The following is a 15,011-nucleotide window of genomic DNA, read 5'->3' as shown; positions in this document are numbered from 1 at the left end:
TTCTCGGAGTCAACTTAGGGAGAACGGATCAGGTTAAGCAGGCGATCATCAGCATATAGCTGAACGCATACGGGGGATATGATATGGGAACGAATGTGGAGCAACATACTTTTACCGTGGTTGAGAACGGAACAATTGTAACCCCTGGGGGATTCACTGCTGGTGGACTTCACTGCGGATTGAAAAAGACATCTCGTAATGACATCGGAGCGATCCGCTGTGATGTACCGGCTACATCTGCTGCTGTATACACAACGAACGTGTTTCAGGCGGCACCACTCAAAGTAACGCGCGAAAGCTTGAGCAACGGACGCCTTCAGGCTGTTATCGTTAACAGTGGTAATGCCAATGCATGTACAGGGCAACAAGGGGAAGAAGATGCTTATGCGATGCGTTCGGCGGCTGCGCGTGAGTTGGGTGTGGCAGAAGAAGACGTGGCTGTGGCATCCACAGGTGTCATTGGTGAATTGCTCAAGATGGATGCTGTACATTCAGGCATTACTGGTCTTCCAGCGCATATGGGCAAGGAGTCGAATGAGGCGGAGCAATTTTCACAAGCGATTCTGACAACGGATTTGGTAAAAAAGGAAGCTTGCGTCTCCGTTATAGTTAACGGTAAGACGGTTACGATTGCGGGAGCCGCCAAAGGCTCGGGAATGATCCATCCGAATATGGCGACAATGCTCGCTTTCATGACCTCTGACGCGGTCATTGGTGCAGAAGCGTTGCAGAGCCTGTTGCGCCAGGCAACCAATCATACATTTAACATGATTACCGTAGATGGAGATACGAGTACAAACGACATGCTGGTAGCTATGTCCAGTGGATATGCAGGCAATGAAGAGCTGACGATGGAGCACCCGGACTGGGATGCTTTTGCAGCTGGATTCACCTATGTATGCCAAGTGCTGGCCAAAGCCATTGCTCGCGATGGTGAAGGAGCAACCAAACTGGTCGAGGTAGAAGTTACAGGAGCAGTAAGTGATGAGTCCGCGCAAGCAATCGCGAAAACTGTCATCGGTTCGAGTCTTGTGAAATCCGCCATGTTTGGCGCAGACGCCAACTGGGGACGGATTATTGCAGCCGTAGGGCGTGCAGGACAGCCGGTGAACCCGGATACCGTAGATATCCGTTTGGGAGATATCTCTGTACTTGCGCAGTCCCGCCCAGTCGTGTTTGACGAAGAAGCGGCATTGGCCTATTTGCAGACTGATACAGTTCGCATCGTGGTGGATTTGCACCACGGCGAAGGAACAGCAACAGCCTGGGGCTGCGACCTGACGTATGACTATGTCCGAATTAACGCCGCATACCGCACGTAATAAACCTTTGGGGTAAAGGTTTTGCGAAACAGCTGTCTTCTATTGTGAAGCTGTTTCGTGAGATGTTTCAAAAATTATCAATGAAATTTAAACTTGTTGTTTGGTGTTGGACATATAGCGATAGTAATGGAGAAGACGGAATTGATTCTGCAGAAGCGGAGCGGTCGCCTTTGTCTCCGGGTGTTCCCCTATATAGGGATAATTCAAGAAACCTGGAGACAACAGCGATCAAAAGAACAATCCGAATTCGGAATGGACTCCTACCAGCCTTTGTGACCTTATAAAAGTGTTATATTTTTTTGAATATAATTTTTACTATGATAGGAGCTTGCCCTCATGAATTCAACAATGCCAAACGAGAGTACCGCAACGGAAGCGAGCACAGAGAAACAGATGTTTGTCATGAAATGTGGAGGCAGCACGTTGGCGGCATTGCCGGAGTCTTTCTTTGCGGATCTGCGTGATTTGCAGTCTCAGGGCACACAGCCGGTAATCGTGCATGGTGGAGGTCCTGCGATCTCAGATAACTTGGCGAAGCTTGGTATCGAAACCGAATTCGTTAATGGCCTGCGCAAAACAACTGAACCTGTGCTGGACGTAGTGGAGATGGTGCTCGCTGGAAGTATCAACAAACAAATCGTACGTTTGATTCAACGTGTGGGCGGTCGTGCACTAGGCTTGTCCGGCGTCGATGGAGGTCTGATTCAGGCGAAGCCCGTATCGAACCACGCAGAGATCGGTTGGGTAGGCGATGTCATTGGTGTGAACGCAGAGATTATCCAAGGCGTCGTGAACATGGGTTATATGCCAGTTATCGCACCAGTTGGTGTAGATGCAACTGGACAACGCTATAACATAAATGCAGATACAGCTGCCGGTGCAGTGGCGTCTCATCTCGGCGTGAGTCGGATGATTGTCGTGACCGACGTTCCAGGCATCATGAAAAACGTAGGCGGCGAGAAAAAAGTACTGCCATCCGTACCTGTACAAGAGATTGAGGACATGATCCAGACCGGAGAAATCTATGGCGGTATGATTCCCAAAGTACGTGCAGCAATTGCATGTATTCATGGCCAAGTACGTGAGGTCGTCATCGTAGACGGCAGCGAACCTCAGATCCTGAGCCGTGTGCTCAGCGGAGAAATCATCGGAACAAGAATCATCCGTATGCAATAATTTGCTCTCGATGCGCTGGGGTCTTAATAGCCTTATATTATATATAAAAATATGTGCACGATTTTTTTGTGAATCTGGGCATAACGCGATAACGGAAGAGTGCAGACCAATCTGAAGAAAAGACGCAAGAACGGAGAGGACAGAAATAACCTGAAGAAGCGAAGCGTGCGCCTTTATCCCCGGATTTCCACCTTTAAACAATTAATCAAAGAAATCCGGGGATAACAGCGATCGGAAGGTTGTTCTGTCATCGAAGTGGAAGTATGCATACGTTCGGAAGATGGACTGCAATCGAAGAGGTTTAGTGTTATGTGTTATTCACCTTAGGCGTGCACCAACCAATAAGGAGTGATAGGGTCATGGCAAAAGGCAACGAACAGCCAGGTTCTGGCACAGCGGTAGCGGGCGCAACAGCAACAGGTGCAGCCGCACAGACGGAAAGCTCGCTTTTCCAAACGTATGCGCGTTATCCAATCAGTCTGGTCAAAGGTAAAGGCAGCTGGTTGTGGGATGACCAGGGCAACCGTTATCTCGATTTTATGTGCGGACTCGCTGTAACTAGCCTGGGCCATGCACCGGAGAAAGTTGGAGCCAAGCTGAAAGCTCAGATTGATGAGTTGTGGCATGTGTCCAACCTGTTCCAGATTCCAGGCCAGGAGAAGGCAGCAGCATTGCTGACAGCCAATACGTGCGCTGATGCAGTGTTCTTCTGCAACAGTGGTGCCGAAGCGAATGAAGCAGCTATCAAAGTTGCACGTCGTTATCACCAAAAGGTGAAAGGTACAGATCGCTATGAAGTAATCACATTTGCCCAGTCCTTCCATGGACGGACACTCGCAACGCTGACAGCAACCGGACAGGATAAGGTGAAAGAAGGATTTTTACCATTGCCAGCCGGATTTGTAACTGTACCTTTGCATGATATCCCTGCCCTTGAAGCGGCAATTGGACCCAACACAGCAGCAATTATGCTGGAGATGGTTCAAGCCGAGGGTGGTGTATATCCGGTCGAACCGGAATTCGTCAAACATGTACGGAAATTGTGTGACGAGCATGGGTTACTGTTGATAGTTGATGAAGTTCAAACGGGAATGGGACGTACGGGTAAATTGTTTGCGCACGAACATTATGGCATTGAGCCAGACGTGTTCACCGTTGCCAAAGGTATCGGCAGTGGTTTCCCTGTAGGCGCGATGTTGGGTAAAGGTTTCCTGCGGGATGCGTTCACGCCAGGTAGCCATGCGACGACATTTGGTGGAACACCACTAGCTTCATCCGTTGTAATCGCAACAATTGAAACGATGCTGGAAGATCGTTTGCCAGAGCGTGCAGCGGAGATGGGCGAATACCTGATGAGCTCCCTACGGGATCGTTTGGCGGGTAATTCCTTTGTGAAGGAAGTTCGTGGTTTGGGATTGTTGGTCGGCATAGAATGTGCTGAGCCGGTAGGTGATATTGTACTTGCTGGGCAAAAGCGCGGTATCTTGTTTGTCTCTGCAGGACCAAATGTGATTCGTTTGCTTCCGAACCTGTATGTGAGCAAAGAAGAGATCGACGAGGCGGTATCCTTGGTAGCCACATTGATCGAAGAGCACGTAGCGGCGAAAGCCTAACATAAAAATGAGAACCTTTCTGTCTCGGGGCCATTACCGGCCTCGAAGCAGAGCGAGATGATGAATCCCTGTAGCCGCGCGGTGAACTTGCAGAAGGTGGAAATGAATAAACTTGAGAAGCACCAAGACAAAGTGTCAATGTTGCTCTCTCTTCTGCCCATGCGGGTGCAGGGAACCGGAAATAAGGAGGACATTATACATGACAGCACAACAGACGGAAAAGATTCAGAAGATTGATCTGAGAGGCCGAGATTTTATCGAATTCACGGACTACACGGCCGAGGAGATTCGTTATCTGCTTGATCTCGCGATTGAGATTAAAGGCAAGCAAAAAAGCGGTGTACCTTTTCAACCGTTGAAAGGTAAAACGATCGGACTTATTTTTGAAAAATCATCCACACGTACGCGTGTATCCTTTGAAGTGGGCATGTTTCAATTGGGCGGACACGCACTTTTCCTGAGCAAAAATGATATCCAGCTGGGTCGTGGGGAAACAACACATGATACAGCCAAAGTATTGTCCCGTTACCTGGACGGCATCATGATCCGTACCTTTGGACACCATAATGTAACTGAACTGGCAGAGCATGCGGATGTTCCAGTCATTAACGGCCTGAGCGATGCAGCGCATCCTTGTCAGGTACTGGCAGACTTCCAAACGGTGCTGGAGCACAAAGGCAAGCTGGCAGGTCTGAAAATGGCCTACATCGGAGATGGCAACAACATGGCGCACTCCCTGATGCTCGGTGCAGCGAAGATGGGAATGCATGTTGCTGTAGCAACGCCAGAAGGTTATGAGCCGGATAGTGCAGTTGTGGAGCAGGCGCGCATTATCGCACAGGAGAGCGGTTCTGAAGTGACTGTAACGTACAGTGCACAGGAAGCAGCCAAAGATGCAGATATCGTGTATACGGATGTATGGGCAAGCATGGGCTTTGAGGAAGAGCAGAAGATTCGTGAGCAGGCATTTGCCGCATATCAAGTGGACGAGGAACTGATGAAAGGCGCGAAGCCGGACTACATGTTCTTGCACTGTCTGCCAGCACACCGCGGCGAAGAAGTGAGTGCCGGTGTAATTGACGGACCGAACTCCCTGATCTTTGATCAGGCGGAGAATCGCTTGCATGCACAGAAAGCATTAATGGCTGCATTAATGAGAGAATAGCTGCTATTTCATTGAATGGGTTGATTTTAGGCGCAGATTTCGCGATGATAGATAAAAGTTTATAGCAACTGATCTTGGGGAGGACCATTGAACATGGCTAAGGAAAAAATTGTACTCGCGTATTCAGGCGGGTTGGACACATCTGTAATTTTGAAATGGTTGAAAGAAACATATGATGCAGAGATTATCGCTTTCACAGCGGATATTGGACAAAAGGATGAATTGGACGGTTTGGAGGAAAAAGCACTGGCAACAGGCGCTTCCAAAGTATACATCGACGATCTACGCGATGAATTCGCAAAAGATTTCATCTATCCGATGTTCCAGGCAGGTGCCCTCTATGAAGGACAATACCTGCTTGGCACAAGTATTGCTCGTCCACTGATCGCTAAACGTATGGTGGACATCGCTCGTGCAGAAGGTGCTACAGCCATCGCTCACGGCGCTACAGGTAAAGGAAATGACCAAGTTCGGTTTGAGTTGAACGCGGCTGCACTGACACCAGACATTAACGTAATTGCACCTTGGCGTCTGGAAGAATTCCGTAACCAATTCCCGGGACGTGCCGAGATGATCGCGTACGCTGAGAAACATGGTATTCCGGTAACCGCTTCTGCGGCTAAACCATACTCCACAGACCGTAACTTGCTGCATATCAGCTATGAGAGCGGTGTGCTCGAAGATCCTTGGTTCGATCCAAGCGTGGACGAGAACAAAGACATGTTCCTGCTGAGCAGTGCACCTGAAGATGCACCAGATCAAGCGGAATATGTTGAACTGGAATTCGAACAAGGTGACTGTGTTGCACTGAACGGTGAGCGCTTGAGCCCACTGCAAGTGATGGAGCAACTGAACGAGTTGGGTGGCAAACATGGTATTGGCCGTGTAGATATGGTTGAGAACCGTTTTGTTGGTATGAAGAGCCGTGGCGTATACGAAACACCAGGTGGAACAATCTTGTTCACCGCACATCGCAAAATGGAGTCCATCACGATGGACCGTGAAGTGATGAACCTGCGTGACAGCCTGATCACACGTTACAGCACACTCGTTTACAACGGCTTCTGGTTCGCACCGGAACGTCTGGCGCTGCAAGCGCTGGTGACTGAAAGCCAGAAGAACGTTACAGGTACAGTTCGTGTGAAACTGTACAAAGGCAACATCATCGGCGCAGGCGTGAAAAGTCCTGTCAGCCTCTACAATCCGGACATCGCAACGATGGAAGCTGATCCAACGCAAGCCTACGATCAAGGTGATGCAACAGGCTTTATCCGCCTGAATGCACTGCGTTTGAAAGTAAACTCCGGCGTGGAGCAAAACAAAAACTAATTTCAACCTGCATCTATAGAGCTATATCAATATAAATGACAAGGCAGGCCGTTCTTGCACATCTGGCAGGAGCGGCTTTGTCCATGAGCGAAAGGGGAGTACTCACTGTGAGCAAGTTGTGGGGAGGACGTTTTACAAAACAAACCAATCATTTGGTTGAGGAATATACGGCATCGATCAATTTTGACAAGGCTTTGGCTGAGGAAGATATTCAGGGCAGTCTGGCCCATGTGACGATGCTGGGCAAATGCGGCATTCTGCCGGCGGAAGATGTAGAGACGATCAAAGAAGGATTGATCACCGTTCTGCACAAAATCCGTGCGGGCGAAGTGGAATTCTCCGTATCGGACGAAGACATCCACATGAATATTGAGAAAAACCTGATCGAGACGATTGGTCCTGTAGGCGGTAAATTACATACAGGCCGTAGCCGGAACGATCAAGTTGCAACAGATATGCACCTATACCTGCGCGAACGCGTGGTTGGATTTGTAGGCATGCTGCATTCCTTGCAGGAAGCACTGATTGGACAAGCAAAAGATAACCTAGATACCATCGTACCGGGTTATACGCATCTTCAACGGGCACAGCCAATTCTGTTCGCACATCACCTGATGGCGTATGTATCCATGTTCCAACGGGATGCGGAGCGTCTGATGGACAGCTACAAACGCATTAACATCCTGCCACTGGGCGCAGGTGCGCTCGCGGGCACAACATTCCCGATTGACCGTCATTTTGTCGCGGAACAACTGGGCTTTGATGGCGTGTACGAGAACAGTCTGGACGCAGTAAGTGACCGTGACTTTATCGTTGAGTTCTTGGCGGCGGCTTCGCTGATCATGACTCACTTGTCCCGTCTGAGTGAAGAGCTGGTATTGTGGAGCAGCACGGAGTTTGGTTTTGTGGAATTGGACGACGCATTCTGCACAGGCAGCAGCATCATGCCACAGAAGAAAAACCCGGACGTTCCTGAACTCGTGCGTGGTAAAACAGGACGTGTGTACGGCAACCTGATCGGTTTGCTGACGGTACTGAAATCTCTTCCACTGGCATACAACAAAGACATGCAGGAAGACAAAGAAGGTATGTTTGACACAGTAGCGACGCTGGAGGGTGCACTGCAACTGTTTGCTCCAATGATCGCGACAATGACAGTGAACAAGGATCGGATGCGTCAAGCGGTCAACCAGGATTTCTCCAACGCTACGGATATTGCCGACTTCCTCGTGGGAGAAGGCTTGCCTTTCCGTCAGGCGCATGAAGTGATTGGTAAAACGGTGCTGTACTGCATCCAGAACAGCAAGTATTTGCTGGATCTGACGATTGATGAATTCCGTCAGTTCTCACCACTGTTTGATGACCGGATCTATGATGTGTTGCAACCGGAAGCGGTAGTGAACGCTCGTAATGTTTACGGCGGGACAGCTTCGGGTCAAGTTGCTGAAGCGATTGGACGCAGTGAGAAGGTACTGGAGATCACCGAGCAATGGATTACGAACCGCGGTTAATACCACCGCTACTATAAGGTACCCTTACAGATACAACAGTACAACAAAGAAGCAGGCCAGAGAACTTGTTCTCAACGGCCTGCTTCTTTGTGTTGTACAGCGATGTGCTCTAGATATATTGAACTCAACCGCGAACGGAAGGTAGGTTGTTCTACTATCGGAGTACCAGTTTAGTTACTCGCGGTAGCTCCATTGTAATTCTCCACTAATCGCGCTTTTGTAAAGGCAACCATTTCAATACATCCTGAATCTTGGTATCCCAGTAGCCCCACTCATGTTCACCAGGCCCTTCCTCGTATGTCAGTTCGAAGTTCGTCTGTTCACAGGCTTGACGGAAGGTTTGATTATCCTCATACAGGAAATCTTCCGTTCCGCAGCATTGGTAGAGCAAAGGCCGAGGACTTTCGCTAGATTGTCTTTCTTTTAACAGATGAATCAGATCATTCTCGGTGCCTGCCACCTCTGGTCCGAAAATACGTTGTAACTCCGTCTGTTGCAATGCTGAGGATGCGTTTCTATCCATATGTGCAGACATATCGAGTGCTCCAGACAAACTGGCAGCTGCAGCATATTGATCTGGTTTACGAAGGGCCAGCTTGAACGCCCCATAGCCACCCATGGATAATCCGGCAACGAAATTGTCCTCCCGTTGGTCTGAGAGTGGGAAGAAAGAACGAGCAAGTGCCGGCAGTTCTTCACTGATAAAGCTCCAATAACGTCCGCCTTCTACCATATCTGTATAGAAGCTGCGGTGAACCTGTGGCATAACAACGGCGATCCCGAGGTTGGCCACATAACGTTCGATGGAAGTCCGACGCAGCCAGATGGAATCATCATCAGACAGACCGTGCAGCAGGTACAGGGTTGGGTGCAGTCCTTTGCCAGTCACATTCTCCATACCGATCTGATTGTGGGTTTGTTGCGGCAGAATGACATGCATGCTGGTGCTAAGCCCGAGCGTATCCGAGTAAAAATCACATTTAATAAGTGCCATGAGTATAAGAAACCCCTTTCATAAGTTCGTTAACCACGTGTTCTGACATGAGACGATGGGATGGAAATTGGATGCCTAGGCCTCCAAAGTGTTTATATGTAACAGGTTATACGCATTACGCTTCCATTGCAATAACAAGATCTACAGTAGAAAACAAAGAATTTCACACCAGTGGTTAAAGTGGAAAACTGTAATCTGATCATCGATTTTTCAATCTGGTTTACAACGTAACAATGTTATGTTACACTCATTTCAATAAAAAGGGGGACCATATATGACGGATGATTTGATCTCCAAGAAAGAATTGTTGGACCTGACAGGAATCTCATACGGCCAGTTATACCGCTGGAAGCGGAAAAATCTCATTCCGGAAGAATGGTTCATTCGGAAGTCGTCCTACACCGGACAAGAGACCTTTTTTCCCAAACAACAGATTTTACTGCGCATTGACAAGATTCTCAATATGAAAGACGGATTATCGCTGGATGAGCTGGCAGACGTGTTCTCACCTACGTTGGGTGAAGTAGAGATGTCTGCACAGCAACTATTAGAGCGAAACATTGTTTCACAAATCTCGCTGGATCTGTTAAAAGAAGCAGGTCGAGAACAACCGCTGTATGCTTTGGAGCAGATTATGATGCTCTACGTCCTTGATAAGCTGTTAATGAGCGGAGATATTACTCGGCAAGAGGGTGCGTTGCTGATCGAAGTGATGTCCGAACATTATTATCGTTTTACAGGCAAACCCAGCGAACTCGTGCTTATTCGTAAGATGGGTGTTCCTTCATTCATGCTGGTAACAGCAGGAACGGAGTTTTATTTTGACAATGGTGTGAAAGTGGTTCTTAGGCAGCCGATGGGAACATTTATGGAAGAATTAAAACTCAAATTGGGATAAGGAGAGGATCATCTATGGAAGAGCGGAATAAGCGGAATGATCTGAATGTGGCAGGCATAAGTCAAACGGCAGGCGGGAATTTTCACCGTGTATCTATTGATGGCATGGCTAAGGTGAACGGCAACCTGGACTGCACCTCTATGGAAGTGAATGGAACATTGAAGATGCACGGCGCTTTGACCTCCGAGAGTGCAGCGATTAACGGCATGTGCACGTTGAATGGACCTCTGACCAGTTCTCGTGTTCGGGTGGATGGCATGACGACGATTAACGGAGATCTCCATAGCCCTGAACTTGAAGTGAACGGAAAGTGTACCGTACGTGGAAGAGTAGATGGGGAACGAATTGATATTGGCGGTGTGATCGATATTGAAGGGGATGTCCAATGTGAGTCCCTGAATGTACGGGGCAATATTAAGATCAGCGGTTTACTGAATGCGGGAACAGTGGAGATCAGGCTGCATACATCTTCTTCGGCTAAAGAGATTGGCGGAGAGCGTATCGATATTCGTCGCAAGGAACAACAGAATGGCTTTTGGAAAAGTATTGGTCTGGGCGGGACCCCTTCATTTAAGACATCCTTAATTGAGGGTGATGAGATTGTGCTGGAAGATACCGAAGCTGACGTTGTTCGGGGGAGTAACATTTTTATCGGTCGCGGCTGTAACATCAGACTGGTTGAGTATTCAGGTGAACTTGAGGTAGATCAGGATGCCAAGGTGGGCAGCAGTCAGCGAATTTAAAGTTTGGATATGGAGAGAAAGGGATGGGATCGACATGAATAACAATCCGGGGCGTTCATTGGACAAAAAAATGGATATCAGCATCGTTGGTGATGGCAGTTCTTCTGGTGGCGTGTACGGCAAGATCAAGGTCGTAGGGGACGCGTCCTTTAACGACAATCTATCTTGTGATCGATTCAAATGTACGGGTACATCGGTCATATACGGATCGCTTGAATCCACAGATATTAAAATTACCGGAACCCTGACTCTGACAGAGCGAGAGGCCAGCAACGGTGGTGAGGATGGAATCCAGGCATCTGGCCTGCATGCCAAAGCTGAGCATATAAAAGTGGTCGGTGAACTTCATCTGTCAGGGGATTGTCAGGCGGAAAATATCAAGCTGAACGGCCGTTTGACGATAGCGGGAATGCTCAGCGCTGAACACATCATACTCAAAATCATGGGTCCATCCGAGGTCAAGGAAATGGGTGGTTCCATCATCTCGGTGAAGAGTGGCCGTTTGAATGACTTGTTTACGGGGAATAAATCAATTCTCAAGGCACAGATTATCGAAGGTGATGACATTGAATTAGAGAATACGGAGGCCGAGATTGTCCGTGGCGATAAAATAAAAATCGGTCCTGGCTGCCGGATTGGTACAGTGGAATACCGTTCATCTCTGCAAATTCATCCGCAATCGGAAGTTTTGCTGCAAAGCAATCGGTCCTTGGACTGATTAACGCAGACTTCTTTTCGGATATACTAATGCAGTCATATGAATAGAGCGTGAATGGAGAGATTGAGTACAATGGCTGCACGTAAAAACAGTATTGGATTGGTGCTGGCAGGGTTACTGCTCAGCATACTAATGGCTTCGATGGATAATACCATCGTGGCAACAGCTATGGGGGATATTGTCGGGAAGCTGGGTGGGCTCGACAAGTTCGTCTGGGTTACCTCCGCGTACATGGTGGCTGAGATGGCAGGGATGCCGATCTTCGGTAAGTTATCCGATATGTATGGACGGAAGAAGTTTTTTGTATTTGGTATTATTGTGTTTATGCTTGGCTCAGCGCTGTGCGGAACGGCAACGTCTATTGTGGAATTGACGATGTACAGAGCGATTCAAGGTATTGGTGCGGGGGCCCTGGTGCCGATTGCCTTTACGATCATGTTTGATGTCGTTGCACCAGAATCTCGTGGTAAATTGGGTGGATTGTTTGGAGCCGTCTTTGGCCTCTCCAGCGTATTCGGACCTCTGCTCGGTGCTTACATTACCCAGTATGCGACATGGGAATGGGTATTCTATATCAACCTGCCGCTAGGCTTGATTGCATTTGTGTTCATTGCGTTCTTTTATAAAGAATCCCATCAGCATCAATCCCAACAGATCGACTGGCTGGGTGCTGTAACACTGATCGGTGCTGTTGTGTGCCTGATCTTTGGTCTGGAACTGGGCGGCAAAACATTTGCCTGGGGTTCGTGGCAGATTCTTGGCTTGTTTGCCGGATTTGTAGCATTAGCGCTGCTCTTCCTTTTTGCAGAAACCAAAGCCAAAGAACCAATCATCTCTTTCAGCATGTTCCGCAACCGGGTCTACTGGTCCAGTAACGTTATTGGTATGTTCAGTGGTGCGGCGTTCATTACAGCATCCGTGTACATTCCGATCTTCATACAGGGGGTACTCGGTGGTAAAGCGACCAACTCCGGTCTTGTGCTGCTGCCCATGATGCTTGGGTCTGTTGTGACGGCGTCCCTGGGCGGGGTGCTGATGACCAAAATCAAGTATCGCAATATCATGATCCCTACGTTAGCTTTACTTGTCATTGGACTTGGATTGCTGACCACACTGGATGAGAATTCTTCCCTTTGGACGATACGTATCTACATGGTGATGGTTGGTCTGGGTGTCGGTGCGTCGTTCTCTGTACTTAGCAATGCAGCCATGAACGCATTTGAACCGCAAAGGCGCGGAGCAGCAAGCTCCACACTTAACTTTTTGCGGTCCCTCGGCATGACGATGGGCATTACGATCTTTGGTATCGTACAGAGCCAGGTATTTACGCGTAAAATGAACGATGCTCTCGCTGGTTCGGCTGCGGAAGCAGGCGGTGCTTCAGCGGGTGGCATGCCGCAGGGAGTGGATCTGACAGATCCACATGCGTTGCTCTCACCAGAACTCAGACAGGCGATTCCGCCTCAGGTGCTGGATACCATCACACATGCCCTGTCCTCTTCCATCGTACAGTTATTTGCCTGGGCTGTAATTCCGGCTGCACTCGCGTTGGTCGCTTCCTTCTTCATGGGAAGAGAGAAGATGGTTGTAGGCGAAGAGCAAGGCGAATACACCGGCGGTCACTAAACCGTAATGCAGTAAACTGTAAGTTACGGTAGTAAAGCTGATTGTAGCTTGATAAAACTCGAATAACTTATCTTTGAAAATGTAGAGACACACTTCTCGCTTATCCCCAAAAGGGACGTGAAGTGTGTCTTTTTGTTTTCGTGTGATCAGCTTATGTTTATCCATGAATTACGGCAGGACCTTGTTTGTACCATTCCGTGGTCTGTAAGTTGTCGGTTGCTTTGAAAAAAATTAAGGTTGTTTCGTATCGCTAATCCCGTCCTCGACCACAGAAGGCCCTTGCGGGTCAGGCAGGCTGCTATGACCGGAGCGGGCAATCAGGCGATTCTGAGCTTTGTACGTATCCCTTGTAATCGTTTTGGATTCGACCACGTTGCCGTCCAGCCTCTTGGTTCTTACCGTCTCCACAATATATCCAGGCTGTCCGTCTTGCAGCACCTGCTGTGCACCATCAGGCAGTACCGTACTGGACACATACTTTACCGGAACACTTAATGTTTCAATGGTGCGAGATTCAAGTGCATAGCTGACATTCTCCGGGAATGTGCCGAAAAATTTCACCATCAATTGATGGTTCTTCACCTCTGCATGAATGAGTAAGGATTTTCCTGTATTGTTCTTGAAGCGAAAGTTGATGGCTCCCGAGGCAAAGGTGGCATCCAGTCCTTTGGGCAAATATTTGACCGGCAGGGAATGGTTGCGACGCTCAATAATATCAAGACCCGTCAACAGTGCTGCATTATACACCGTACTGGATACCTGGCAGATTCCCCCGCCAATTCCGGGGGTGAGTCTTCCATTAACAATGACCGGGGCCTCACGAAACCCATACTCCTTTTCAGCTTGACGGACGACCTTCTCATAATCGAATGTGGCATCCGGTGGTAAAATCATGCCGTTAATCGCTTCCGCCGCTGCGCTGACATTATGTATCCGGCCTTCACTACTATTGCCCAGACCCGTGGAGAACTGGATGATCTTTCGGTCAATGCCTTCCTGGCGCAGCGAATCAAGAGTTACTTCAGGTTTCAGTGTATAAAGTGGTACCTGGATCAGCAATGGGGCGGGTTTCTCATCCGGGTTGAGTACACTGAAATCTCGGTGCAGCTTCGTCTGAATGAGACTTGTGAGTGTATTCCAATCAATCCGGCGGACGCCCTTTTCCGGGATATACTGGACTTTGTCACTTGTGGTAATGCGGCGAACAGCGTCCGCAGGTGTACCGAAGGTTTCTTTTTCCCAGGCAGGGCTGAGATGTTCTTGGAGTGGTCTTGAGTTATAGGTCATATTGAGAGAGAACTCTTTCGGAAAATGATAACGTGCATAAGCGCGTTCCCACAGGTTACCTTCCTCCAGCTGCTGTATCGCGGACTCCAAGCTGTTAACGTTGTAACTCACCCCCACCTGAGCTGCGGTATACGACATCGTCTGGGGGTTGGGTTCAGTCACTTCAAAGGTGACAGGCCAGTCCTCCAGCTTTTGGATCTGTTCATCCAATTCATGCAATACGTTCTTGCGATTCTTCCCCTCCACCAGCATCTCGCCAACATGAACGTTTTTGGGCAGGGCAGGCTGATTCACGTACATATACAACAATCCATAGGACGCGGAGCTGATCAAGAGGATGGAGAATAGAACAATGACCGTCAAATGTATTTTTTTCATAACCGTACGCTCCTTTATACTTCGGTTGTTCCCGACTTTGTAACACTTTCTATATATATGATCCAATGCAGGAAAACTTTCGGGTACTCAATAGGTAACAAATTTGTTACAATAAACTTCATATGCATCCATGCTTCACCATTGAAACAGGAACGAAGTGGATTTTTTCCTGATGAAATTCAGGTCTTTTTAAAGGAAATGCCGGGATTGTGTCGAAATTATAATGGCTAACTATGCGAGCAGGAAGTGAT

Annotated in this window: 12 protein-coding genes; 10 read left to right on the top strand and 2 right to left on the bottom strand. The window is 48.5% G+C overall.

The features are described from left to right. The first annotated feature begins 83 nt into the window (after positions 1 to 83). The 6 genes from argJ (at position 84) to argH (ending at position 8,116) form a co-directional block, all read left to right on the top strand. Positions 84 to 1,322 carry a bifunctional glutamate N-acetyltransferase/amino-acid acetyltransferase ArgJ gene (gene argJ / locus MHI48_RS27510; protein ID WP_405142305.1) on the top strand — a complete coding sequence of 413 codons (1,239 nt, stop codon included), beginning with the start codon at positions 84 to 86 and terminating at the stop codon, positions 1,320 to 1,322. Between the two features lie 336 nt (positions 1,323 to 1,658). Continuing rightward, positions 1,659 to 2,498 (top strand): acetylglutamate kinase, encoded by an 840-nt coding sequence (gene argB / locus MHI48_RS27505; protein WP_405142303.1) that lies wholly within the window; start codon positions 1,659 to 1,661, stop codon positions 2,496 to 2,498. 359 nt (positions 2,499 to 2,857) lie between these two features. Then, positions 2,858 to 4,111, top strand: coding sequence for an aspartate aminotransferase family protein (locus MHI48_RS27500; protein WP_076328754.1), 1,254 nt, complete (start codon positions 2,858 to 2,860; stop codon positions 4,109 to 4,111). Between the two features lie 199 nt (positions 4,112 to 4,310). Next, the gene (gene argF / locus MHI48_RS27495; protein WP_076328755.1) at positions 4,311 to 5,276 is read left to right on the top strand and encodes an ornithine carbamoyltransferase; all 966 of its coding nucleotides are present in this window, start codon (positions 4,311 to 4,313) and stop codon (positions 5,274 to 5,276) included. Positions 5,277 to 5,369: 93 nt separating this feature from the next. After that, positions 5,370 to 6,605 carry an argininosuccinate synthase gene (locus MHI48_RS27490; RefSeq protein ID WP_036612433.1) on the top strand — a complete coding sequence of 412 codons (1,236 nt, stop codon included), beginning with the start codon at positions 5,370 to 5,372 and terminating at the stop codon, positions 6,603 to 6,605. A 107-nt stretch (positions 6,606 to 6,712) separates the two neighbouring features. Continuing rightward, complete coding sequence (gene argH / locus MHI48_RS27485) at positions 6,713 to 8,116, top strand: argininosuccinate lyase (protein ID WP_036612430.1); 1,404 nt, start codon at positions 6,713 to 6,715, stop codon at positions 8,114 to 8,116. A gap of 205 nt (positions 8,117 to 8,321) precedes the next feature. On the opposite strand, the gene MHI48_RS27480 is transcribed toward argH, so the two are convergent. Continuing rightward, positions 8,322 to 9,110 carry an alpha/beta hydrolase family protein gene (locus tag MHI48_RS27480; RefSeq protein WP_036612428.1) on the bottom strand — a complete coding sequence of 263 codons (789 nt, stop codon included), beginning with the start codon at positions 9,108 to 9,110 and terminating at the stop codon, positions 8,322 to 8,324. Positions 9,111 to 9,384: 274 nt separating this feature from the next. Between MHI48_RS27480 and MHI48_RS27475 the strand changes: the two genes are divergently transcribed. The 4 genes from MHI48_RS27475 to MHI48_RS27460 all read left to right on the top strand — a co-directional run bounded on the left by MHI48_RS27475 (position 9,385) and on the right by MHI48_RS27460 (position 13,095). Then, a complete protein-coding gene (locus tag MHI48_RS27475; protein ID WP_036612427.1) occupies positions 9,385 to 10,008 on the top strand; it encodes a YhbD family protein in 624 nt (207 codons plus the stop codon). Between the two features lie 14 nt (positions 10,009 to 10,022). Further along, on the top strand, positions 10,023 to 10,751 hold the full coding sequence (locus MHI48_RS27470; RefSeq protein WP_036612425.1) for a polymer-forming cytoskeletal protein: 729 nt from the start codon (positions 10,023 to 10,025) through the stop codon (positions 10,749 to 10,751). A 34-nt stretch (positions 10,752 to 10,785) separates the two neighbouring features. Continuing rightward, positions 10,786 to 11,469 carry a hypothetical protein gene (locus MHI48_RS27465; RefSeq protein ID WP_036612422.1) on the top strand — a complete coding sequence of 228 codons (684 nt, stop codon included), beginning with the start codon at positions 10,786 to 10,788 and terminating at the stop codon, positions 11,467 to 11,469. 72 nt (positions 11,470 to 11,541) lie between these two features. After that, on the top strand, positions 11,542 to 13,095 hold the full coding sequence (locus MHI48_RS27460) for an MDR family MFS transporter (RefSeq protein ID WP_405142299.1): 1,554 nt from the start codon (positions 11,542 to 11,544) through the stop codon (positions 13,093 to 13,095). Between the two features lie 231 nt (positions 13,096 to 13,326). Here the strand turns inward: MHI48_RS27460 and MHI48_RS27455 are convergent, their stop codons facing one another. Further along, positions 13,327 to 14,760: a VanW family protein gene (locus MHI48_RS27455; protein WP_405142297.1), complete on the bottom strand. Its 1,434-nt coding sequence runs from the start codon at positions 14,758 to 14,760 to the stop codon at positions 13,327 to 13,329. Between the last annotated feature and the right edge of the window lie 251 nt (positions 14,761 to 15,011).

The sequence above is a fragment of the Paenibacillus sp. FSL H7-0942 genome (genome assembly GCF_045040715.1).
Classification (GTDB): domain Bacteria; phylum Bacillota; class Bacilli; order Paenibacillales; family Paenibacillaceae; genus Paenibacillus; species Paenibacillus amylolyticus.
Note: the sequence above shows the minus strand (reverse complement) of the source record. Positions and strands in the feature narration are given on the sequence as shown.